Raw genomic sequence first — 20,286 nt, forward strand, 5'->3', positions numbered from 1 at the left:
TATTTAGTTATACTAACCAGTGGGTTAGGTTAACCGTCCCTGGATATTTCTATCCATTTAGATTAAACGAATCGCACCACTCATTTAATTATAGCTTATGCCGACCACATCAAGTTTGTTAATCCGCCGCGCTCGCATTTTGTTACCCGACGGCGAGTTTTTGGTAGGGGACGTGCAAATCTGCGATGGCAAAATTGTTCGGGTTGCTCCTGAAATTGCCGCATCGGGCGATCGAGAAATAGATGCGATGGGCTTAACTCTGTTACCCGGAGTAATTGATCCCCAGGTACACTTCCGGGAACCGGGTTTAGAACACAAGGAAGACTTGTTTACCGCTAGCTGTGCTTGCGCTAAAGGCGGCGTGACATCGTTTCTGGAAATGCCGAATACGCGACCCCTGACCACAACCCAAGCTGCCTTAGATGATAAACTAAGTCGCGCTGCCGAGAAGTGTTTGGTGAACTACGGCTTTTTTATTGGTGCAACGCCCGAGAATTTGCCGGATTTGTTGACTGCGAATCCGACTCCGGGAATTAAGGTATTTATGGGCTCGATGCACGGGCAGCTTTTGGTCGATGGAGAAGCAACTTTAGAGGCGATTTTTGCGAAGGGCGATCGACTAATTGCCGTGCACGCAGAAGACCAAGCTAGAATCAACCAGAGGCGTCAGGAATTTGCCGGGATTTCCGATGTTGCCGTGCACTCGCAAATTCAAGACAACCAAGCAGCTTTATTAGCAACTCAGCTAGCATTAAAACTTTCTCATAAATATCAGCGCCGTCTGCACATTTTGCACCTTTCAACTGGGGATGAAGCTGAGTTGTTGCGCCAGGAAAAACCGAGTTGGGTGACAGCAGAAGTTACGCCGCAGCATTTGTTGTTAAATACCAGCGCCTATCAAAAAATTGGCAGTTTAGCTCAAATGAATCCGCCTTTGCGCGAGCCCCGCGATAACCAAATACTTTGGCAAGCTTTACTCGACGGCGTAATTGATTTTATCGCCACCGACCATGCGCCGCATACATTAGCAGAAAAAGCTCAAGATTATCCGAATACGCCGTCTGGAATGCCGGGAGTCGAAACTTCTTTGCCTTTGATGCTGACGCAAGCAGTAGAGGGAAGGTGTACGGTTGCTCAAGTTGCTAATTGGATGTCGGCGGCAGTTGCTAAGGCTTATAAGATTCCAAAAAAAGGGGCGATTTCTCCGGGTTTTGATGCCGATTTGGTATTAGTAGATTTGGACAATTACCGCCCGGTGGTGCGAGAAGAAATGGTGACCAAGTGCGGCTGGAGTCCTTTTGAAGGTTGGAGTTTGACTGGGTGGCCTGCGATCACGGTTGTGGGAGGAAAAGTTGTTTTTGAGAATGGTAAATTGGATACAAATATGAGGGGAGAAGCCTTGACATTTGACGCTGAGTAAGCATTGATTTAACTCAAGTGTTATAATTGGGTATTCCTGCATCGCAAAGGCGATATTACCCATGCTCCTCGAAGAACTAGAAACACAACTCCTGGCCTTAACTCCGACTGAGAAAGCTGAAGTCATCAGACTGTTAGCCCAAAGTTTAAGTAATAGCTGGCCGGGAATTACCAAGACTCCCGACGTGTGTGGCGGCGATGCTTGCATTGCCAAAACTAGACTTCCAGTTTGGCTGTTCGTGAGTTTGCGCCGTCAAGGTTCAAGCGATGCTGAACTTCTACAATTTTATCCTCATTTGAATGCTGCGAACTTAGTAAATGTCTGGACTTATGCTGAGGCTAACTCAGAAGAAATTGAAACAGCACTCCGAGAAGAAGCAGCAGCAATGATGCAGGAAGTATAATTTATGGCACGTCTCTATGCAGATGAACAGTTCCCGTTTCCTGTTGTGGCATTGCTGCGAAATTTAGGTCACGATGCCCTGACTATTCAAGAGGCAGGAAATGCCGGAGATGATGACCCCGAAGTATTAGCCTTTGCTGTGAATAACGATCGGGCGGTTATGACGCAAAATCGTCGGCATTTCATTCGCTTGCACACTCAACAACCAAATCATGCTGGTATTATCGTGTGTACAGACGATAAAAATCTAGAAAGGTTGGCAACACGCATCAATGATGCTATTGCTGGTGAGGAAAATTTGAGAGGTAAATTGATTCGTGTTAACCGTCCGCAGTAAGTTCGCGCTGAGATGTTACACCATTCTCTCTTAACAGGCAAGATGCCTGTTCCACAAAGAGTGAATTTTCTTCTTGTGGAACAGGCATCTTGCCTGTTCAGAAAAGGCTGAGTGAGAATGGTGCAACATCTAAGTTCGATCGGCTTTTCTCAAATTTCCCATTGCCAATCCAATAAGTCGCCATTACCAATTACTTCTATTTGCCGCCCGTTATCTAGATAACTCAAACAAATTTGCAAATGAGTCTCGGGTTTGTACTGCAATCTTTCCGCCCATTCGATCGCCACAATTCCCAAATCCATTTCTAACCCGTCCCAATAACTTTCTAAGTGCAAAGCCTCCGCTTCTTCGGGTTCCAGTCGATACAAATCTAGATGATACAGCGGAACTCGCCCTGTAAAATACTCGTTAATTAGCGTGAAAGTAGGACTTTCGATCGAGTCTAAGATTCCTAAACCTTCAGCGATGCCTTGAACCAAGGTAGTTTTGCCCGCACCTAAATCTCCTTGTAATAAGATTATAGTGCCTGGGGGGAGCGATCGACCTAACGCAACACCAAACTTGCGCGTAGCCTCAGAATCTGGAAGCAAAGTTTTCATTTCAATAATTAGTCATTAGTCCTTAATCATTTGTTAAGTAGGTAAGCGGGATTAAACCGAGCTATGTAACAATATGTAAACAGGGCTAACTTAGCCACGCTTAGGGAATGTGGATACTTTACAATCCTTAACATAATTGTGTTTTACAGCGCCTACCTACTTATTTGTTACTCGCTTGCGGCTGCTAATAACCAATAACCAATAAAATTAGTCAACACTCAACTGTCAGCATTCACCAGCTTAAATGTTCTGGGCGCGGCCGTACCAACGCAGCAACATTCCCGCCAACCTTTGAGAATTGTGGCGAATTAAACCCGTATTTTGATCTTCATCCATGACATTGGCGATGACAACTCGCCGCCCCAATTGCGTTACGGCTTCTCGATCGAGCACAACCGGATAAGAATTCTCCTGAGAATAGCGGATCAAAGCCTTTGCAGAAGGGACTTTGCCTTGAACTACTACAGCATCGAACAGCGGCCTGCCGCAAGCGCGGTCGATCGCCCGAATGTGGTCTGCAACACTGTATCCGTCAGTTTCCCCCGGCTGAGTCATAATATTGCAAACATAAATGCGCGGAACTTCGCTGTTGGCGATCGCATCAGCAATTTCCGGCACCAACAAATTCGGAATAACACTCGTATAAAGACTCCCCGGCCCAATAATGATAAAATCCGCTTCCCGAAGTGCTTGGGCCACCTTGGGCAACGCCGGAGGATTAGCAGGAGTGCAGCCAATTTTGATGATTTTTCCGTTAGCTTTTGTAATGCTGGACTCCCCCTCAATCCTCCGGCCGTCCGCCAGTTCTGCCCACAAAGAAACGTCGCTCAGGGTAGCCGGCAGCACCTCTCCCCTCACTGCTAAAACTTTAGAACTCGCGGCGATCGCCTGTTCCAAATCTCCAGCAATGTCGCTCATCGCCGTCAAAAACAAATTCCCAAAACTGTGACCCATCAAACCGTCACCGGCCTGAAAGCGATATTGAAATAACTCAGTCAATAACTTTTCCTCATCTGCCAAAGCCGCCAAACAATTGCGAATGTCTCCCGGCGGCAATACCCCAATTTCCCGCCGCAGCCGCCCGGAAGACCCCCCATCATCGGCCACCGTGACAATAGCAGTGATTTTGGCACTGTAATCCTTCAATCCCCTGAGCAAATTAGAAAGACCCGTACCGCCTCCAATTGCCACAATTTTCGGGCCGCGGTGCAAGCGGCGGTGGTTGAGGAGTCGATCGACCAATTCCTCATTCCCTTCGGGCATCAGCACTTGAGTAATAGAGTTCAAACTGCGAGTTTGCCCCCACAGAATTAACAAAATCCCGCCAACAATGATGAGCGGCCCCGACACGTAATTGGGAACAACTTCCGCAATCCACGCCAAAAAATTTCTCAACAATTGCAACAGGAAAAAAATGGGAGTCATCCCAGTCCAAATCGCTAAACCCAAAGTGGCAAGTACCACACCGCTGGCACTGATCAGCAGCCACCGTTTCACTAAAAGTCCGGGGGCTAACCACTTAAACCACTGGTGAACTCGCCCGTTCCGCAAAGAAGGGGGGTAAGGATTTCTGGAACTGGCAAAAACCTGCTTGGCTTTAGCCAAGACGCGGAGGGCTTTAGGAAGTGAACTAATTGACATGGTTAATTAGTCTTAAGGGTATTGGAACAGCTCAAGCTGACAAATTTACAATACAAGAGAGTTTTGATTCTGGCAGTCAATTTAAGTCGTTAGTTATTAGTCATGAGTCATGAGTCATTAGCTAGACTGATGACTGGGGACTGATAACTTATTGATAACATCCTATGGCTGAGCCGCTAATCGAACTCAAGGGGGTAAGTAAGTCCTTCGGGCAGAACCCGATCCTCGATCGAGTCGATCTGAGGATTTATCGGGGAGAAGCCCTGGCAATTATTGGCCCTTCCGGGACGGGGAAATCTACGATTTTGCGGATAATTGCGGGTTTGTTGGCCCCGGATGCCGGGGAGGTTTTCGTTCAGGGACAGCGCAGGGTCGGATGGGTGGACGACGTGGCAGATCCGATCGGAATTGGGATGGTGTTTCAGCAAGCGGCTTTGTTTGATTCGCTGACGGTGGAGGAGAATGTCGGTTTTTTACTGTACCAGCATTCTAAGCTGCCGCGCCGCCGCATTCGGGAATTGGTGGAGGAGAAGTTAGAGATGGTGGGTTTGCCGCGAATTGGCGAACGCTATCCGGCGCAGTTGTCTGGGGGAATGAGGAAGCGGGTAAGTTTTGCCCGCGCCATCATGGCGAATCCCGATAATGACAGAGATAATCCAGAGGTTTTGCTGTACGACGAACCGACGGCGGGTTTAGATCCGATCGCTTCGACGGTAATTGAAGATTTAATCCGCGACTTGCAGGCTGCTAACGGTGTTTGCAGCACTTATGCGATCGTCACTCACCAAGACAGTACCATCCGCCGCACTGCCGATCGCATCGTGTTTCTCTATCGAGGCAAAGTGCAGTGGGAGGGAACTGTCAGCGATATTGCATCAACAGATAATTTACTGATCCGACAATTTTTTAGCGGCAGCGTTACTGGCCCAATTCAAGTGATTGGATAGTCAATTGTCATTAGTCATTAGTTATTAGTCATTAGTCAGCAGTCATTAGTTATTAAATTCGAGGGTAATATGGCTACAAAAAGTTTTCAGGAATTGCGGGTTTATAAATTATCAGAACGACTAGCTGATGAAATTTGGAAAGCTGTTAACACTTGGGAGCCATTTGCCAAAAATACGATCGACCAACAAATTGTCCGTTCAGCCGATAGCATCGGTGCTAACATAGCAGAAGGAGTCGGACGAGGCAGCTATCAAGACAATAAACGTTTTGTCAAGATAGCTAGAGGTTCTTTATATGAAACTCAACATTGGTTTAGACGAGCTTACACTCGAAACCTTTTAACTCTTGAACAAGTCAATATATTCACAGCAATCATTAATGACTTAGCTCCTCAATTAAACTCCTACATACACTCTATCGGAGCATGCCCTAAAAATCACGAGCAATAACTGAGTGCTAACAACTAACAACTAACAACTAATGACTAACAACTAGCAACTAATGACTGATGACTAATGACTGATGACTAATGACTGATGACTAATGACTAATGAGGTAATATGCGATCGCGAACTGTAAGAGAAGGTTCTGTCGGGTTCTTAATTTTAGTAGGAATCGGTTTATTTGGCGGCTTAGTGCTCTGGCTGCGGGGCGTGCAGGTAGGCAACCGCAGCTACAAATTTGCCGTAGAATTTGCCAGCGCCCAAGGAATGCAAATAGGCACGCCCATCAGGTATCGCGGAGTTGCAGTCGGTAAAATTACCGCCCTCAAACCGGGTTCCAACGGCGTAGACGTGACGCTAGAGATTGCCCCCGGTACTTTAGTGATTCCCCGGGATGTGGTGATCGAAGCGAATAAATCGGGTTTAATTGGCGAATCGTCGATCGACATTACCCCCAACTCGATTTTGCCAGAATCGTTACTTACCGCCAATCCCGTTAGTGCCGACTGTCCCCCAGAGATTATCTGCCAAAATTCGCGCTTAAAAGGTCAAGCAGGAGTCACTATCGACGAACTTATTCGATCCACAGTCCGCCTAGCTAATTTCTACACCGACCCCGCGCTGTTCAACAATATTAAATCCCTGGCAGAAAATACAGCCAACACAGCTAAAGGTGCAGCTAAACTCACTCAAGATTTATCGAATTTAACTCAAACTGCCAAAGTAGAAATCAAAAATTTAAATCAATCTGTCAGGGGAGACATTGGGACATTGAATCAATCGGTAAAAACCGAAATAGCAAGTTTAAATCAATCATTAAAGGGAGAAGCCAGCAGTTTAAATCAATCATTAAAGGGAGAAGTCATCAGTTTAAATCAATCATTAAAGGGAGAAGCCAGCAATTTAAATCAATCACTAAAAGGGGAAATTACAGGAGTCTCCGCTGATATTTCTAAAGTAGCAGCTACGGCGGACACTTCCACAAAAGCCGTATCTGCATCTGTGATAAATTCTGCTAATTCAGTAACTCAAGCAGCCAATCAAATTACATTAACAGCCAACCAAGTCAATTCTTTAGTAGCTACCAACCGCGCCAGTTTAGTTTCAACTCTGAATAACATCAATCAAAGCAGTCAGGAACTGCGGGTAGCTGTCAGCAGTTTGAGTCCAACAATTAATCGCATCAACCAAGGACAATTGCTGAACAATTTAGAAGTTTTATCAGCGAATGCTGCCCAAGCTTCTGGTAATTTGCGAGATTTATCCAGCCAGGTAAACAATCCAGCCACTTTGCTATTATTGCAGCAAACTCTAGATTCTGCACGAGCTACATTTCAGAACGTGCAGAAAATTACTTCCGACGTGGATGATTTGACAGGAGATCCGGCTTTCCGCAACAATATTCGCAGGTTGTTCAACGGATTGGGAGGCTTGTTGGGTTCGACAGAACAACTGCGACAGCAAGTTAAAGTCACTCAAACATTAGCTCCCCTTTCTGAGAAAGTAAATGCGAGTAAAACTGCCAGAAATCCATCAGTAGAGCCTGGATTTCCTCGCTTGGAAAAACTGCCCAAATTTCATGTTATACCTTCTCAAACTGCAAGGTCAGTAGAACAAGTTGAGTCAGAAAATACCCCTTAAAACATGGTATAATTCAATAAACGAAATTATTGCCCGGTTCGGATTTTTTTCTATTTACTAAGTTATTGTAGTTATTTTAGGGTGCGTTTACTGTCAGAATGTGGCGACCACAGACTCAGAATTTTCCCCCGAAGCACACCCTACGATTAGTTAGCAGTGCGCACCGGGCATTAAAGTTATTGTCCAAATCCTATTAACAAAAAACTCTTTCAATCAAAACAAGGAAAACCAATGACGCAAACATTATCGAAATCGACAGAAACCAAAACTCTGTATACTGTAACTTGGGAAAAATTGCCAGATGACTTTAAATTACCCGACGATCCTGTGGAAAACATCGACCAACCACTTTTAGCCGCGGCCCTCCGAGAAGCCTTGGATCTCGCAGGATTTATCCTAGCTTCAATGCTAATAGCTTCCAATTTTGGACTCTGTGCCAAAGTTAACGACAAAACAGTAGTAAAAGCACCGGATTGGGTGTACGTTCCCTCGGTATTGCCAGCAGAACCAGGAGAAGTTCGCCGCAGTTATACGCGCAATGCTGAGGGAGAAGTACCTGCTGTAGTGATGGAATTTTTATCGGATACTGACGGTAGTGAATATTCAAATAAACCGACATATCCTTACGGAAAATGGCGGTTTTATGAGCGAATTTTGCAAATACCGATTTATGTAATTTTTGAACCTAAATCGGGAGTGTTGGAAGTGTACAGACTCTCGACTTCTGGAGAATACGAATTGCAAGAACCGGATGCTAATCAGCGATTCTGGATAGAATCAATGGGTTTATTTCTGGGGGTTTGGGAAGGTAAAAAATCTCAGAGAACGGGTTATTGGTTGCGTTGGTGGGATGAGAATGGCAATTTGCTGCTGTGGGGTGCGGAACGGGTGGAACAGGAACGCCAGCGCGCCGAAGAGGAACGCCAGCGCGCCGATCGACTAATGGCATACTTGAGAAGTCAGGGTATCGATCCTGATGGCATTTGAAGGTGTGGGAGGTCGATAGACCTTTAATCCCTTAATCCAATCCCATTTTGATTGCACAATCGAGTCAGCAAGGACGTTTGAGATTAAAAATAACCACAATTAAGGAGCGATGGGGATGACTGCAACAACATTAGAAGAGAAATTAGATCGGCCGTTGCTATTTCCAGGGTTAACCTGGGAACAATTCAAAACCTTAGAACCGATGCTGGATATTCCAGGGGTTCGGCTGTCATTTTTAGATGGGATACTGGAGATTCAGAAAATGCCTGGAAGAAAACACGAAACAGCCAAGGGACGTATCGGTGCGTTGGTAGAAACTTACATGATGGCGGCAGGAATCGATTTCACCCCTACGGAGTCTCTGACTTTAGAAAATGAATCACGACTGGTGAAGTGTGAAGCAGACAAATCTTACGAATTGGGTGCTGACAGAGAACGTCCAGATTTAGCGATCGAAGTAGTCGTCACTAGCGGCGGAATTGATAAGCTAGAGGCTTACAAACGGCTGCAAATCCCTGAAGTCTGGTTTTGGGAAAACAGCCGACTGTCTCTGTATGCTCTCAGACAGCAAGCATACGAAGAGATTGCAAGTTCCCAATTGCTCCCAGAACTCGATATTGGTTTACTCGTCAGGTGTGTTAATATGCCGAGTCATGTTGAGGCCATTAAGGAATTCAAAAGGGCGATCGATGGGGATTTGTAGCCAAAAATAGATAATAAGTATCCCGGACTTCTTAAAGAAGTCGGGTATCTAGCAACGATTCAACGTTGTTGATGAAGTACACCCCGATCGCGCTCCCCGTAGGCAGTTACCCTGGGCCGTGTCCCTATAAGAGCTGGAACTCCTAAACTTCAGTGTATTCTTTGCCTTTTTGAGACTCTAACCAACGTTGATAAGCTTCCTTATCACCTCTAAAGGAATCGACAGAAACTTGACGTTCGGGCATGGGTTTGAGGGGAGCATCAATAGGGGAATATTGGCAATAGCAGATTACTACCATATCAAATTCACCGATCGGAATATCGGGAGTATAAGTCTCAACCCGCGCAACTTCCCAATCGCTTGTGCGGTAATGAGTGCTGTAACCGTGCCGAGTTGGATCGTGTTCTGCTTCCACACGAACAAACTCTGGGGGACGATAGCCAACTTCAGGAATAGGCCCATCAGAAGAGTCAAAGTGTTCGGTTAAAATGCGAGTTAATGATTGAGTGTGCTGGAATTTTCTATCTTTCCACCCAGGAGTTCTCGGTTCGGCTCGGAAAATAATGTATTTATGCATCGTCGTCCTCTCTTTCTGTGTCGTAGAATGATTTGGGAAATTCTGTTTGACCTCGAAAAACACAATCAACTTCTAGACCGTTTGTATCAATTTCCTCTATGTCAAGTAGTTTCCAACCATATTTTCTTTGCATCTCATAGCAACAAGCTTCGTCGGCTGCTGCGTGTCGAGATTTGTCTTCGTCTGGATCGTAACGCAACCAGTTTGGATTATTTGGCATAATTGTATTGCTCCCTGTGTTGGGTTGACAACATTGGAGAAGTCGTCTGGACGCAGTACCGCAAATACTGCGTCCAAGCGCGTCTTTGCAAAATTATAGGATAATTGTGACAATATCGGCCCGCTTGTGAACCAGACAATTGGTTGAATTTGCTTGACAAATATCGGTTGATGTGTAAGTGGTTTTAGCGAAAATTTTAAATTGGGAGGGGCGATCGTTTTGCGATCGAACTTGGGCAATCTAGATATAGGCGCTTATTGAGTACCGGGAAAACAGCGAGGCCAAGAGTTAGCAATGGAAAGTATACAGAAAAAATCTAGCCCTCGTCCAGTTAATAAGGGCGATCGAATTAAGCAGATTTTTGCGTTAGTATCAATGGTTTCGTTTGGTGGTTCTGCGATTTTTGGTATTTTTAGTCTGTTCAGCAGCGGTTTGAGCAGCCAGCACCAACAAAAGCCGACGCCTGTGGCTGTTTCTCAGGAATCTTTGCTGGCGGCGCAGGAACGGGGATATGAGACGGTTTTGCAGCGAGAACCGCAGAATCAGACGGCTCTGGAGGGCTTGGCAAATGTGCGCTTGCAGATGAATAATAAGGTGGGGGCGATCGAGCCTTTGGAAAAGTTGGTGAAGCTAAATCCCGATCGGGCGGATTATAAGGAGCTTTTAGGACAAGCGCGACAGCAAATGGAAGGGAAAAAATAGATCTAATAGTTACAATAAGTTAAAAATTTACTATGTTATATGCCGCTTAAATGCAAAGTTTGCGAATCCAATTCCCATCATTTTGCCCTAGGTAAAGTTATGGGTAAATATGATGTAGATTATTTTCAATGTTCAAACTGCGGATTTGTTCAGACTGAGGAACCATACTGGTTAGAGGAAGCTTATTCTCAGCCAATAGCGAGCAGTGATGTTGGCTTAGCGTTCAGAAATTTGTCATTTTCACAAATAACCCAACATTTATTATTTAACTTCTTTAATCATCAGTCAAGATTTCTCGACTACGGTGGCGGCTACGGTCTATTTGTCAGGCTGATGAGAGATGCGGGATTTGACTTTTACTGGCTAGACAAATTTTGTCAAAATATATTTGCTCAAGGATTTGAGATTGATGCAGCCGCCAATAACCAATTTGAATTAGTGACGGCTTTTGAAGTATTTGAGCATCTGGTTCACCCCATAGATGAGCTGGAAGAATTGTTGAAAATTTCCCGAAATATTTTACTGAGCACAGAATTGCTGCCAGAAAGCAATCCTAAACCTGATGAGTGGTGGTACTACGTCCTTCATGAAGGTCAGCACGTTTCTCTTTACACAGCTAAAGCTCTTTCCATAATTGCTACTAAATTCAATCTCAATTTCTACTCAAATGGTTCGTCTCTGCACTTACTGACAGAAAAAAAATTGCCGGAAGATTTATTTCAACAATTAGCAAAAGGAGAATTAACCGCCGTTAATAAGGTGTCACTTTTACAGAATGACTTCTTAAAAGCTGTTAGCAAAATTACTAATATTCAACAGGCAGCAAAGATACAACTTGCTCAAATAGAAGAGGACGGCGACTCGCGAAGCGGGTTAACAATACTGGTTGACGGTGTATTCTTTCAAATGTACAAAACAGGAATTTCCCGTGTTTGGAGGTCGCTACTGGAAGAATGGGCAGAAAATGGTTTTGCCAAGCACATAATTGTATTGGATAGGGTGGGGACATCGCCAAAAGTTCCGGGAATTATGTATTGCACCGTGCCTGCTTATGATTATAGTAAAACTGAGGCTGACCGGGAAATGTTACAGCAAATCTGCGATGAAGAAGGTGCAGATTTATTTATCTCGACTTACTATACAACGCCACTATCAACCCCTTCTGTCTTCATTGCTTATGACATGATTCCTGAAGTTTTAGGGGCAAATTTTAATGAACCTATGTGGCAAGAAAAGCACTATGCTATTCGCCACGCATCTGCATACATTTCAATTTCAGAAAATACGGCTCGTGACCTGATAGAGTTCTTTCCTGATATTTCTTCAGAGTTGGTAACAGTTGCTCATTGTGGAGTTTCAAAGATTTTTTCACCAGCCAGCCAAGAAGATATTAATGATTTTAAAACCAAGTATGGGATATCCAAACCATACTTTATTTCTGTCGGAAGTGGGTCTGACTATAAAAATATTAGATTATTCTTTCAAGCTTTTGGTCAACTTGCCAGCAAACAAGGCTTTGAAATTGTGTGTACAGGGAGTGGAGTGTTATTAGAACCAGAATTTAGAGCTTATACTTCAGGTACTGTAATTCACAAGCTGCAACTTAATGATGAGGAGTTGAGACTAGCTTATTCAGGTGCGCTCGCCTTAGTTTACCCATCAAAGTATGAAGGTTTTGGCTTACCTATTCTTGAAGCGATAACTTGCGGTTGTCCAGTGATTACCTGTCCTAATTCTTCTCTTCCAGAAGTCGCAGGCGAAGCTGCATTATATGTGAAGGATGATGATGTTGATGGATTGGCTAATGCACTTTGCGAGGTACAAAAACCGAAGATTCGCAACTCATTAATTGCGGCTGGGTTGGAACAAGCTAAAAAGTTCTCTTGGTCAAAAATGGCGAAAACGATTAGTTCAGCACTGATTGACGCAACTCTAGTGCGTTTAAACTTGAAAGATATTAATCTAATTGTTTTTCCAGATTGGACGCAGCCAGAAGAGTCTCTGGGTTTAGAATTGGAACGAGTGGTGAGATCGATCGCAACTCACCCAGACAAAAGCAAAATGACTCTCGTGGTAGACAATAGTAACATTTCTGACGAAGATGCTAATCTCGCTTTATCTAGCGTTGCGATGAGTCTTTTAATGGAAGAAGATTTAGATGTTTCCGACGGGCCAGAAATTTCACTGATTGGACAGTTGACCGAAATTCAGTGGTCAGCTTTGATACCTCAACTTTACGGTCGAATTTTATTGGAGGATGAGAATAAAAAAGCTATCGCTCACGCAAAAGCCGACAAGATTCCCTCATTAGAATTAGACCTTTTTATGAAGGAGAGTTACTCATGAATGTAGCGAATTTGTGCAGCGAGTTGCTGCACAAACTACTCACTGGAATCAGCACCATCAATGATTTTTGTCCAGATATATCTGCCACATTTGCTCGTATGCTTTTTCCATCTCTCGCGTAAATTGCTTGCCATTCCATAGCGGAGCCGTTTGTCGTGACTGCCGCAGTTTCCAGGATATTTGCTGGCGCAGAGCTGCGTCTTTCCCCAAGCGAATACCCCATTCTACATACTCTTCATCAGTCCAAGCAATCCCTTCCGAAATACCAGCATTCATCATCATCGTATAGCTGTTGCGGGCAGCAAACTGCTTTCCAACTCGCGTTACTATAGGAACACCCATCCACAGCGTTTCCATTGTTGTTGTAGCTCCGTTATAGGGATAGGTATCTAGTACCACATCTGCAATGCCCAAATTAGCTCGGTGCTCTGCCTCCGCGCCTGCAAATCCTAAAAATCGCAGGCGCTCGGCTCCCACTCCCTCTGATTCAGCTACTTCGACAAAAAACTTTTTGATTGATTCTTGATCCGCCAAACCTTTAATTAAAAAGTAACTATTTGGTACTTCTTTAAGAATTTGCATTTGCAGACGTGCGGTATTGGGGTGATACTTATATCCCCTCTGAGCACTAAGATAAATCACAGAATCACTGCCGATATCCAAGTGATCGCGTCGCAGGGTTGGAACCCCAACCTCAAAACCATCGACTGCTATGTAAGTTTGAGGCAAACGCCAGATTTTTTCCGTATAGTAGTCTTGAGCCGATTCTGGTAAAACGTAAGGATCGGCAATATAGTAATCAATAGTTGGCACACTCGACGCATCCCAACCCAACCAAGTCACCTGAACAGGTGCTGGTTTAATGGCCATAATTTCACAAGAATTACTCAGCGTTATACTATCGAGATCCACTAAAATATCAATTTTATCTTCATAAATTTTATCAGCAGCTTCATGACTATCTAATCCTAATTTATAAGCTTTGTCAACTTTGCTAATGTACCAATCTTCTAACTTGTCGTGGCTCATTTCAGAGCCAAGCAGGTAAGCATTTACTTCAAAGCGATCTCGATCTCGGTACTCAAACACCCACCGGGCTAACCACCCCACAGAATGGCTGCGCAAGCAATGAGAGAGATATCCAATCTTCAAACGTTTACTAGGAGGATCAATCTTGAGAAGGGGCGATCGCTTCTGGCGACATTTCTCCACCTTCTCCTTTGCATAATTTTCAACATTTAACTGAGCAAGCTGAGCTAATTGACGGCGAATTTGTATATTTTCCTGTGGGATATCCTGAAAGTATGGGAAAAAAAATACACAAATAAATAAACGGATAGTAGCACTCTGAATCAGGGATGTCGGTTGCTCTTTTATCAAAGACGCTAATAGGGATTTCTGTGTGTCTAAGGCTAAACAAAATTCATCCCAATAGCCACCAGCTCCCATCAAACCGCGCATTATCAAAAAATTAGCATAAACTTTATCTGCTAATCCTCCCATGAATGAATAGCACAACTTAGCAGTTTCTATTCCTTTAGAATGTTCGCTAAAATCTTGATAAAAAGAAGATAAAGTACCTAGTATTTCTGGATCTTGAGGAGACACACGCAAGGCTAACTCAGTAAAGCGTGCTGCCAACTCAACTTGCTTTGCCGAGTAAGAAATTTTATAAACAAAGGGTATTAAAATCCTTAAAAAAGTTAGGGGGTCTTTGACATGGGCTGTACTAGCTTCCGTCAAGTCAAAGGATGACGGATAAAAAGGAGCTCTGTCTAGAACATTCTTCAACACTTGCATCAATAGCTCAAAGTCTACGCTGTTAGCTTGTTCAGACTTAAGCAGCTCAATGACGCCAATATCTATCAATTCCTCTCCTGTATATGTCTCAAGCATGGTGGACAGCCCGATCGAATGCAACAGGTTGTTGATATCTGTAGGATTAATTTCCCTGATGTGCTGCCGAATTGCCCAAGCCACCCTATAGTCACCCAGATCCCGCTGTCTATCCGCCTCGGTTTGCAGAACCTCTATTAGTTCCTCACTCCACCGATCTATTTCTTGAGATTCTCCATCCGCCACAGCCAACAGCCAAGTAGTCTGAGCTTCTACCTCTTGTCCCTGCAACAGCAACATCAATCCTAACTGCCAGTAATAGGACTTGACACTTGGTTCGTCTTCAATTGCTTGTTCATAAAGCTTCGCAGCCTGAACGTAATTGCCTTGAAGCAGCAATTGATCCGTTTTTTGCTGCCAATCTGATTCTACAGCCGATAAATCACTAGAAACCATAGACCAAGATGTTTAAAACAGTTTTTACACAATAGACAAAAGCAGGTAGCACACAGAGTCCTACCCGCTCCCGTTAAGAAACAATGCTTATTAGGCTCGGCAATTACTTGGTAACTTGTGTCATGCTGCCATTTGCACAGTTGACCTGACTCGCAGTATAAGTAGCGGCAGTAGGAGCACCAACACCAGTTGTCTCGCAAAGTATGCTCTGCGTGGTTTTTGCCTCGCCTGCATCAACTAAACCTACTCCCCCGGCATATCCTTTGAGAGCCGCAGGATTAGTGGGGCTTGCAGTGGCGTCAGCTGTGCTTGACGCACCTGTTACAGCGTAGCTATAGTTAGTGGTTAAAGTTTTGAGGCCTAGACCCAAAGTGGTAACGTCAGTCCCAAACTTAGTATTCTCTGCGTAGTAAGCCTGCTGACCCTTGTTAATTGAACTGATATACTGTTTGCCTTCAGACTGCTTGGCTTTGTTTGCTTGGTTGAGGAACGCGGGCAAAGCGATAGCCGAAAGAATACCGATAATGATGATAACAACCAGCAGTTCAATCAGTGTAAAACCTTTATCCTGTCTTCTTTTGTTGATGTGTTGCAGGAACTTGGCTTTAAATTCAGTCTTCATAATTTGTTTCTCCTTGAGGGGTGAAATGCTCGATTTCTAACTCTTATATGTAACTTACCCAGTTATTGGCGCTTTAATATCACCCCACACATTTTTTTTTCTCAACTCCTGGCTCTAAGGCTCCAAAAGCAAATACAGAAAGACTTCCAGCCTAATCAACAGTTTCTTGACTTCCTCAAAGGCAGTCTCATCACTAACAGACTCTAGGTTAACACCGATCTGCGAGCGGATTTGGAGCCACTGTTCCACCAGGGACACCACAGACTGCGGCCCATCCCAAAGAGGTAGCAAGCAAGCTGCCATTGCAGTATCGATCGCCACCGGCGCTAGAGTTGGCACAATAATATAACGGCTAATCTCAAACGGCGTCTGGCTGTCAATGCAATTACTCAAGTCTTCCCTAATCTGGGAAGTCCTCAGTTGAGGGTGCAGGTGTATCCGTGCTTCCCGCCATTGAGCTTCCGTCCATTCCGCAACGGGAACAAAAGCCTGAGTTTGATCGGGATTGCCGCACCAGAAATCAAATAAACGGTGCAGGGGATGTAACAAGTCAAATAAATGCAGTCGCTCTTCCAGAGAAGCTTCTGGCAGACTCATCGCCAAAAACGGAGGTAAATCATCTGGATCTTTGAACAAATCCATCAACTCCCACCTGCGCCAAGCCACCATACTGATAAACTCTAAATCCGCACCTCTCAACATTGCAAACACTTCAGGAATGGTACAACCTTTATCACCCACTAATAAATAGTTAACCATAATCCATGCCTCATCCGCGCGATCGGCCTTCCAGGTGAATGCCTTAAGCCCTACTTCATCTTGTAAAGCTTCCATTGTTTCTCGGACTATTTCTATCTCCACTTCTCCCGGAGATCCATTCATTAATCCCATTGTTTTGAAAGCAGCTTGAGCGCGAAATACTCCGGCCCTACCATTTGAACTGTGAAGGTTTGTGCGGATGATGCCATCAGGTTTGAGAACTGACTTCATCGCTTGCAATCCAGCAATAGTATCGGGCAAGAGATACAGAACTTCGTCAGCATTGATATAGTCAAACTGTAACCCTAAAGTTGGCAAATCTTCTATTTTCAAAGCATAAAACTCTGCATTAGCAACCCCATGATAATGTAAACGTTTCTCAGCTAGTTTCACAGATTCTTCTGATAAATCGATGCCTACTATTTTCGCTCCCGGATTTGCTATAGCTAAAACCAAGGATTTATAACCGGTGCCGCATCCGGCATCGAGGATAACTTTACCTTCTGTATTAATAACTCTTCTATTTCTGAAGTAGTAAGCAGTTACAAGATTATGAAGGTAGAGCCATTCACTGTTGTCTTTTGGAGATTGTTCCAGCGGGATTCTGGGATAAGGAGTATTATCAAATTGCTGGCGAATGTTTTCTATTAACTCTAAATTTTGGTGATCCATTTTCAATTACACTCAACGCTGGCAAATTACCTTAGTATCTCAGAAAATAACCGATCGCCCGCCCACCGGCAACACATACTTGCAATAATAGTCTGAAAACCGATCGCCCAACCAACTACCACGTCCATGAACACCAACATCAGCCCCATCCTCAAAGTATTCACCCTTTCCGCCGCACTTTCCCTGGCCATCAAGTACGCAGGGCCTAGCTTATCCATACCCTCTACCGACCTCAACGCCCTAATCGCCGTCTTTACCCCCAGTATCATCCTAGCTGCGATCCTCGGCTGGCGAGCACGGCAACAGCAGTATTAGAGACACAATTAAGACAGAATCAAGATGTGGGATCGATCTAGACGTGCCTGGAGATAATATTATTCTGCTCGACCCAAAAGGCTATTACTCACCACAAATCCCAGCCCTGTACAGCTATCGCAACCAAACTAAAGCCACTCACCATGATTCAAATCATACCTGAATTAGTAACATTCGATGAATTCATTGACTGGTATCCTGAAAATTCAGAACACCACTACGAACTGCACAATGGAGAAATTGTTGAGATGCCAAAAGCAACAGGTAAACATTCTAAAGTGGCCGGTTTTACCGCACTGAAAGTCGGAATAGAGATTGAGCGTCTCAATTTGCCCTACTTCATCCCCAAAGAATGCGTCATCAAACCCATGCGCGAGGAATCCGGATATGAACCAGATATTATTGTACTCAACGAACAAACCATTGGAAACGAGCCGCGATGGGAGAAATCATCAATTATCACAATGGGTTCATCAGTCCCGCTAATCGTCGAGGTAACTAACACTAATTGGGGTGATGATTATGCCCTAAAGCTTGAGGCATATGAGTCAATGGGTATTCAGGAATATTGGATTATAGACTATCTAGGATTGGGCGGCAGACGGTTCATCGGCAACCCCAAGCAACCAACTTTTTCGGTTTACCAACTAATTGACGGCGAGTACCAAGTAAAACTGTTCAGAGAAAGCGATTCTATTGAGTCCCCAACTTTCCCAGAATTGAAGCTGACAGCGCAGCAGGTGTTCGCAAAAGGGAATTGAGGAGGCTGCTTATGCTGATGTCCGAGTAGGGGTATCTGATTAAAGATACGATCGCCCGCATCTAAGGTATCTTGTAGAGATGCGATTCATCGCTTCGGGGCTGCAAAGCAATTAGCCAGCAGCAATTCCCAATACCCTATTCCTCAATCTAAAATCTAAAATCTAAAATCTAATGAAGCTAGGACAGTGGATGGGCTTATTAGCCCTCATCGCATCTTGTTACATCCTGTGGCAAATCAGGCAGGCCCTACTGCTGCTGTTTGCCGCCGTCGTCTTAGCCACAGCCTTAAACAGACTAGCACGCTACTTGCAAAAATTCGGACTCAAAAGATCGATCGCCGTACTCTTATCAGTTAGCTTCCTAGTCCTGATCTTCGTAGGATTATTCCTAATCATTGTACCACCCTTTGCCCAACAGTTTCAACAACTTACCCAAAGAGCCCCTCAAGGAATAGCAAGGTTAAATGAGTGGATCGATCAGATTGAAGCTCGCTTTTCTGGACAAATTGGTCAGCGACTACCGAATCTTGATATTAACGACATTATCCAACAACTGCAACCCCTATTCAATCAACTCGTCGGCGGCGCAGGAGCTTTTGTAGGCAACACCTTAGGCGTTATTCTCAGCTTTTTGCTAGTCATAGTTTTGACCTTAATGACATTAGCAGATCCTTTATCTTACCGCAAAGGATTTATCCAACTATTTCCCTCTTTTTATCGGCGGCGAATCGAGGGAATCTTAGATGAATGCGAAATAGCCCTCGGCAGATGGGTAATCGGTGCTTTAATTAGCATGAGCGTCATCACTTTTCTCAGCCTAATTGGTTTGTCAGTATTACAAGTTCCCCTAGCTCTAGCTCACGCTGTTTTAGCTGGTTTGCTGAACTTAATACCCAATATAGGACCCGGTTTGAGTGTCATTCCCCCAGTGACGATCGCACTTTTAGACTCTCCCTTAAAATCCGGTTTTGTGCTTATCCTCTACTTTCTAATTCAACAATTTGAAAGCAACCTCCTCACCCCTTACGTTATGGCGCAGCAAGTAGCGCTACTGCCGGCTGTTACCTTAATAGCTCAAGTATTCTTTGCCACTTTCTTTGGGTTTTTAGGACTATTACTTGCCCTTCCTCTCACCGTTGTCGCTCAAGTTTGGGTTAGAGAAGTTTTGATTAAAGACATTCTCAACCAGTGGGACACTCATCCCAGAAAGTTAGCAGCGATCGATACCGCTATTCACCAGGAGTACGAATCTTTAGGAGTAACACATAACAAGCCAGAAAGCCTGCCAGAACAAAAATTAGAAATCCCAAATAATACAGAAAGCCACACTCCTGAAAATCAATAATTGAATTCGAGCGAGGATGACTGTTGCACTTCTTGATAATCCACGTTTAAACACTACTCACAGAGTGGTTTTACCAAATATCAGTTGGCAAACTGATCGGACATTATTGGCAGCATCTAGAGACCGCAGATCCTCTAACTTTGCTTACAGTAGAGAATTGCTAGAAATCATGATACCGTCCGAGTTGCACGAAAACATAAATTGCGTGCTGAAACGCAGAGTTACCGCTTTAACTTAAGAGTTAGACTTGAGAGTTAAAGGATTTAGTTCGACGAGTTGAAATCGCTCCGATTAACAACAAGCTGCAGAACAAGATTCATGTTTTTCTCTTCAAAATATTGAGAGTATTATCGGTAAAAAATTGGGAATTTCAAACGAGGCGCCGCCCGCCTTAGTCATTAAAGTCGATCTTACCAGTGTATCCTTGAATCGATTATCAATTTATCAGCAGTTAGGAATTAGTGAAATTGGGCGATCTAGGGGAGGAACTGTCCAATTTACCAGATTCAAAATCCCGGATATATTTTTTGCGAATACAGTCTCGCATTTCCAAT

20 protein-coding genes are annotated in these 20,286 nt (G+C 44.2%); 12 read left to right on the forward strand and 8 right to left on the reverse strand.

Translation table 11 applies throughout. The features are described from left to right. The first annotated feature begins 97 nt into the window (after nucleotides 1-97). From QUA78_RS19225 to QUA78_RS19235, 3 genes are all read left to right on the forward strand, one after another. Nucleotides 98-1,420 carry a dihydroorotase gene (locus QUA78_RS19225; protein WP_333307258.1) on the forward strand — a complete coding sequence of 441 codons (1,323 nt, stop codon included), beginning with the start codon at nucleotides 98-100 and terminating at the stop codon, nucleotides 1,418-1,420. A 61-nt stretch (nucleotides 1,421-1,481) separates the two neighbouring features. Then, the gene (locus tag QUA78_RS19230; protein ID WP_333307260.1) at nucleotides 1,482-1,823 is read left to right on the forward strand and encodes a DUF433 domain-containing protein; all 342 of its coding nucleotides are present in this window, start codon (nucleotides 1,482-1,484) and stop codon (nucleotides 1,821-1,823) included. A gap of 3 nt (nucleotides 1,824-1,826) precedes the next feature. Next, nucleotides 1,827-2,159, forward strand: a complete 333-nt coding sequence (locus QUA78_RS19235) for a DUF5615 family PIN-like protein (protein WP_333307262.1) — start codon at nucleotides 1,827-1,829, stop codon at nucleotides 2,157-2,159. Between the two features lie 149 nt (nucleotides 2,160-2,308). Here QUA78_RS19235 and tsaE read toward each other — a convergent pair whose 3' ends face one another. Further along, the gene (gene tsaE / locus QUA78_RS19240) at nucleotides 2,309-2,758 is read right to left on the reverse strand and encodes a tRNA (adenosine(37)-N6)-threonylcarbamoyltransferase complex ATPase subunit type 1 TsaE (protein WP_333398970.1); all 450 of its coding nucleotides are present in this window, start codon (nucleotides 2,756-2,758) and stop codon (nucleotides 2,309-2,311) included. A 240-nt stretch (nucleotides 2,759-2,998) separates the two neighbouring features. Next, nucleotides 2,999-4,399 (reverse strand): gluconeogenesis factor YvcK family protein, encoded by a 1,401-nt coding sequence (locus QUA78_RS19245; RefSeq protein ID WP_333398971.1) that lies wholly within the window; start codon nucleotides 4,397-4,399, stop codon nucleotides 2,999-3,001. 164 nt (nucleotides 4,400-4,563) lie between these two features. Between QUA78_RS19245 and QUA78_RS19250 the strand changes: the two genes are divergently transcribed. The 5 genes from QUA78_RS19250 (at nucleotide 4,564) to QUA78_RS19270 (ending at nucleotide 9,121) form a co-directional block, all read left to right on the forward strand. Beyond that, nucleotides 4,564-5,346: an ATP-binding cassette domain-containing protein gene (locus QUA78_RS19250; RefSeq protein ID WP_333306738.1), complete on the forward strand. Its 783-nt coding sequence runs from the start codon at nucleotides 4,564-4,566 to the stop codon at nucleotides 5,344-5,346. 69 nt (nucleotides 5,347-5,415) lie between these two features. Then, nucleotides 5,416-5,796, forward strand: coding sequence for a four helix bundle protein (locus tag QUA78_RS19255; protein WP_333306740.1), 381 nt, complete (start codon nucleotides 5,416-5,418; stop codon nucleotides 5,794-5,796). A 111-nt stretch (nucleotides 5,797-5,907) separates the two neighbouring features. Then, a complete protein-coding gene (locus QUA78_RS19260) occupies nucleotides 5,908-7,431 on the forward strand; it encodes an MlaD family protein (RefSeq protein ID WP_333306742.1) in 1,524 nt (507 codons plus the stop codon). Between the two features lie 231 nt (nucleotides 7,432-7,662). Beyond that, the gene (locus QUA78_RS19265) at nucleotides 7,663-8,418 is read left to right on the forward strand and encodes a Uma2 family endonuclease (RefSeq protein ID WP_333306744.1); all 756 of its coding nucleotides are present in this window, start codon (nucleotides 7,663-7,665) and stop codon (nucleotides 8,416-8,418) included. Nucleotides 8,419-8,533: 115 nt separating this feature from the next. Then, nucleotides 8,534-9,121: a Uma2 family endonuclease gene (locus tag QUA78_RS19270; RefSeq protein WP_333398972.1), complete on the forward strand. Its 588-nt coding sequence runs from the start codon at nucleotides 8,534-8,536 to the stop codon at nucleotides 9,119-9,121. A 142-nt stretch (nucleotides 9,122-9,263) separates the two neighbouring features. On the opposite strand, the gene QUA78_RS19275 is transcribed toward QUA78_RS19270, so the two are convergent. Both QUA78_RS19275 and QUA78_RS19280 read right to left on the reverse strand, forming a co-directional pair. After that, the gene (locus tag QUA78_RS19275; protein ID WP_333304280.1) at nucleotides 9,264-9,698 is read right to left on the reverse strand and encodes a hypothetical protein; all 435 of its coding nucleotides are present in this window, start codon (nucleotides 9,696-9,698) and stop codon (nucleotides 9,264-9,266) included. Beyond that, nucleotides 9,691-9,918 carry a hypothetical protein gene (locus QUA78_RS19280; RefSeq protein WP_333056238.1) on the reverse strand — a complete coding sequence of 76 codons (228 nt, stop codon included), beginning with the start codon at nucleotides 9,916-9,918 and terminating at the stop codon, nucleotides 9,691-9,693. The genes QUA78_RS19275 and QUA78_RS19280 overlap by 8 nt, the downstream gene beginning before the upstream one ends. Nucleotides 9,919-10,212: 294 nt before the next feature. On the opposite strand from QUA78_RS19280, the gene QUA78_RS19285 reads away from it, so the two are divergent. Beyond that, on the forward strand, nucleotides 10,213-10,620 hold the full coding sequence (locus tag QUA78_RS19285) for a tetratricopeptide repeat protein (RefSeq protein WP_333304281.1): 408 nt from the start codon (nucleotides 10,213-10,215) through the stop codon (nucleotides 10,618-10,620). Between the two features lie 99 nt (nucleotides 10,621-10,719). Then, nucleotides 10,720-12,966, forward strand: a complete 2,247-nt coding sequence (locus QUA78_RS19290) for a methyltransferase domain-containing protein (protein ID WP_333398973.1) — start codon at nucleotides 10,720-10,722, stop codon at nucleotides 12,964-12,966. A gap of 57 nt (nucleotides 12,967-13,023) precedes the next feature. Here QUA78_RS19290 and QUA78_RS19295 read toward each other — a convergent pair whose 3' ends face one another. The 4 genes from QUA78_RS19295 to QUA78_RS19310 all read right to left on the reverse strand — a co-directional run bounded on the left by QUA78_RS19295 (nucleotide 13,024) and on the right by QUA78_RS19310 (nucleotide 17,529). Then, nucleotides 13,024-15,258 carry an O-linked N-acetylglucosamine transferase family protein gene (locus QUA78_RS19295; protein WP_333304283.1) on the reverse strand — a complete coding sequence of 745 codons (2,235 nt, stop codon included), beginning with the start codon at nucleotides 15,256-15,258 and terminating at the stop codon, nucleotides 13,024-13,026. 103 nt (nucleotides 15,259-15,361) lie between these two features. After that, nucleotides 15,362-15,880, reverse strand: a complete 519-nt coding sequence (locus tag QUA78_RS19300) for a type IV pilin-like G/H family protein (protein ID WP_333304284.1) — start codon at nucleotides 15,878-15,880, stop codon at nucleotides 15,362-15,364. Between the two features lie 114 nt (nucleotides 15,881-15,994). Beyond that, entirely contained in the window at nucleotides 15,995-17,311 is a 1,317-nt protein-coding gene (locus QUA78_RS19305; RefSeq protein WP_333304285.1) for a class I SAM-dependent methyltransferase, read from the reverse strand. A gap of 26 nt (nucleotides 17,312-17,337) precedes the next feature. Next, nucleotides 17,338-17,529, reverse strand: a complete 192-nt coding sequence (locus QUA78_RS19310) for a hypothetical protein (RefSeq protein WP_333304286.1) — start codon at nucleotides 17,527-17,529, stop codon at nucleotides 17,338-17,340. 240 nt (nucleotides 17,530-17,769) lie between these two features. On the opposite strand from QUA78_RS19310, the gene QUA78_RS19315 reads away from it, so the two are divergent. Next, on the forward strand, nucleotides 17,770-18,387 hold the full coding sequence (locus QUA78_RS19315; protein ID WP_333304287.1) for a Uma2 family endonuclease: 618 nt from the start codon (nucleotides 17,770-17,772) through the stop codon (nucleotides 18,385-18,387). A gap of 172 nt (nucleotides 18,388-18,559) precedes the next feature. Continuing rightward, nucleotides 18,560-19,732: an AI-2E family transporter gene (locus tag QUA78_RS19320; RefSeq protein WP_333304288.1), complete on the forward strand. Its 1,173-nt coding sequence runs from the start codon at nucleotides 18,560-18,562 to the stop codon at nucleotides 19,730-19,732. Nucleotides 19,733-20,286 lie beyond the last annotated feature (554 nt).

Source organism: Microcoleus sp. K4-B3, assembly GCF_036704615.1.
Taxonomy (GTDB): Bacteria; Cyanobacteriota; Cyanobacteriia; order Cyanobacteriales; family Microcoleaceae; genus Microcoleus.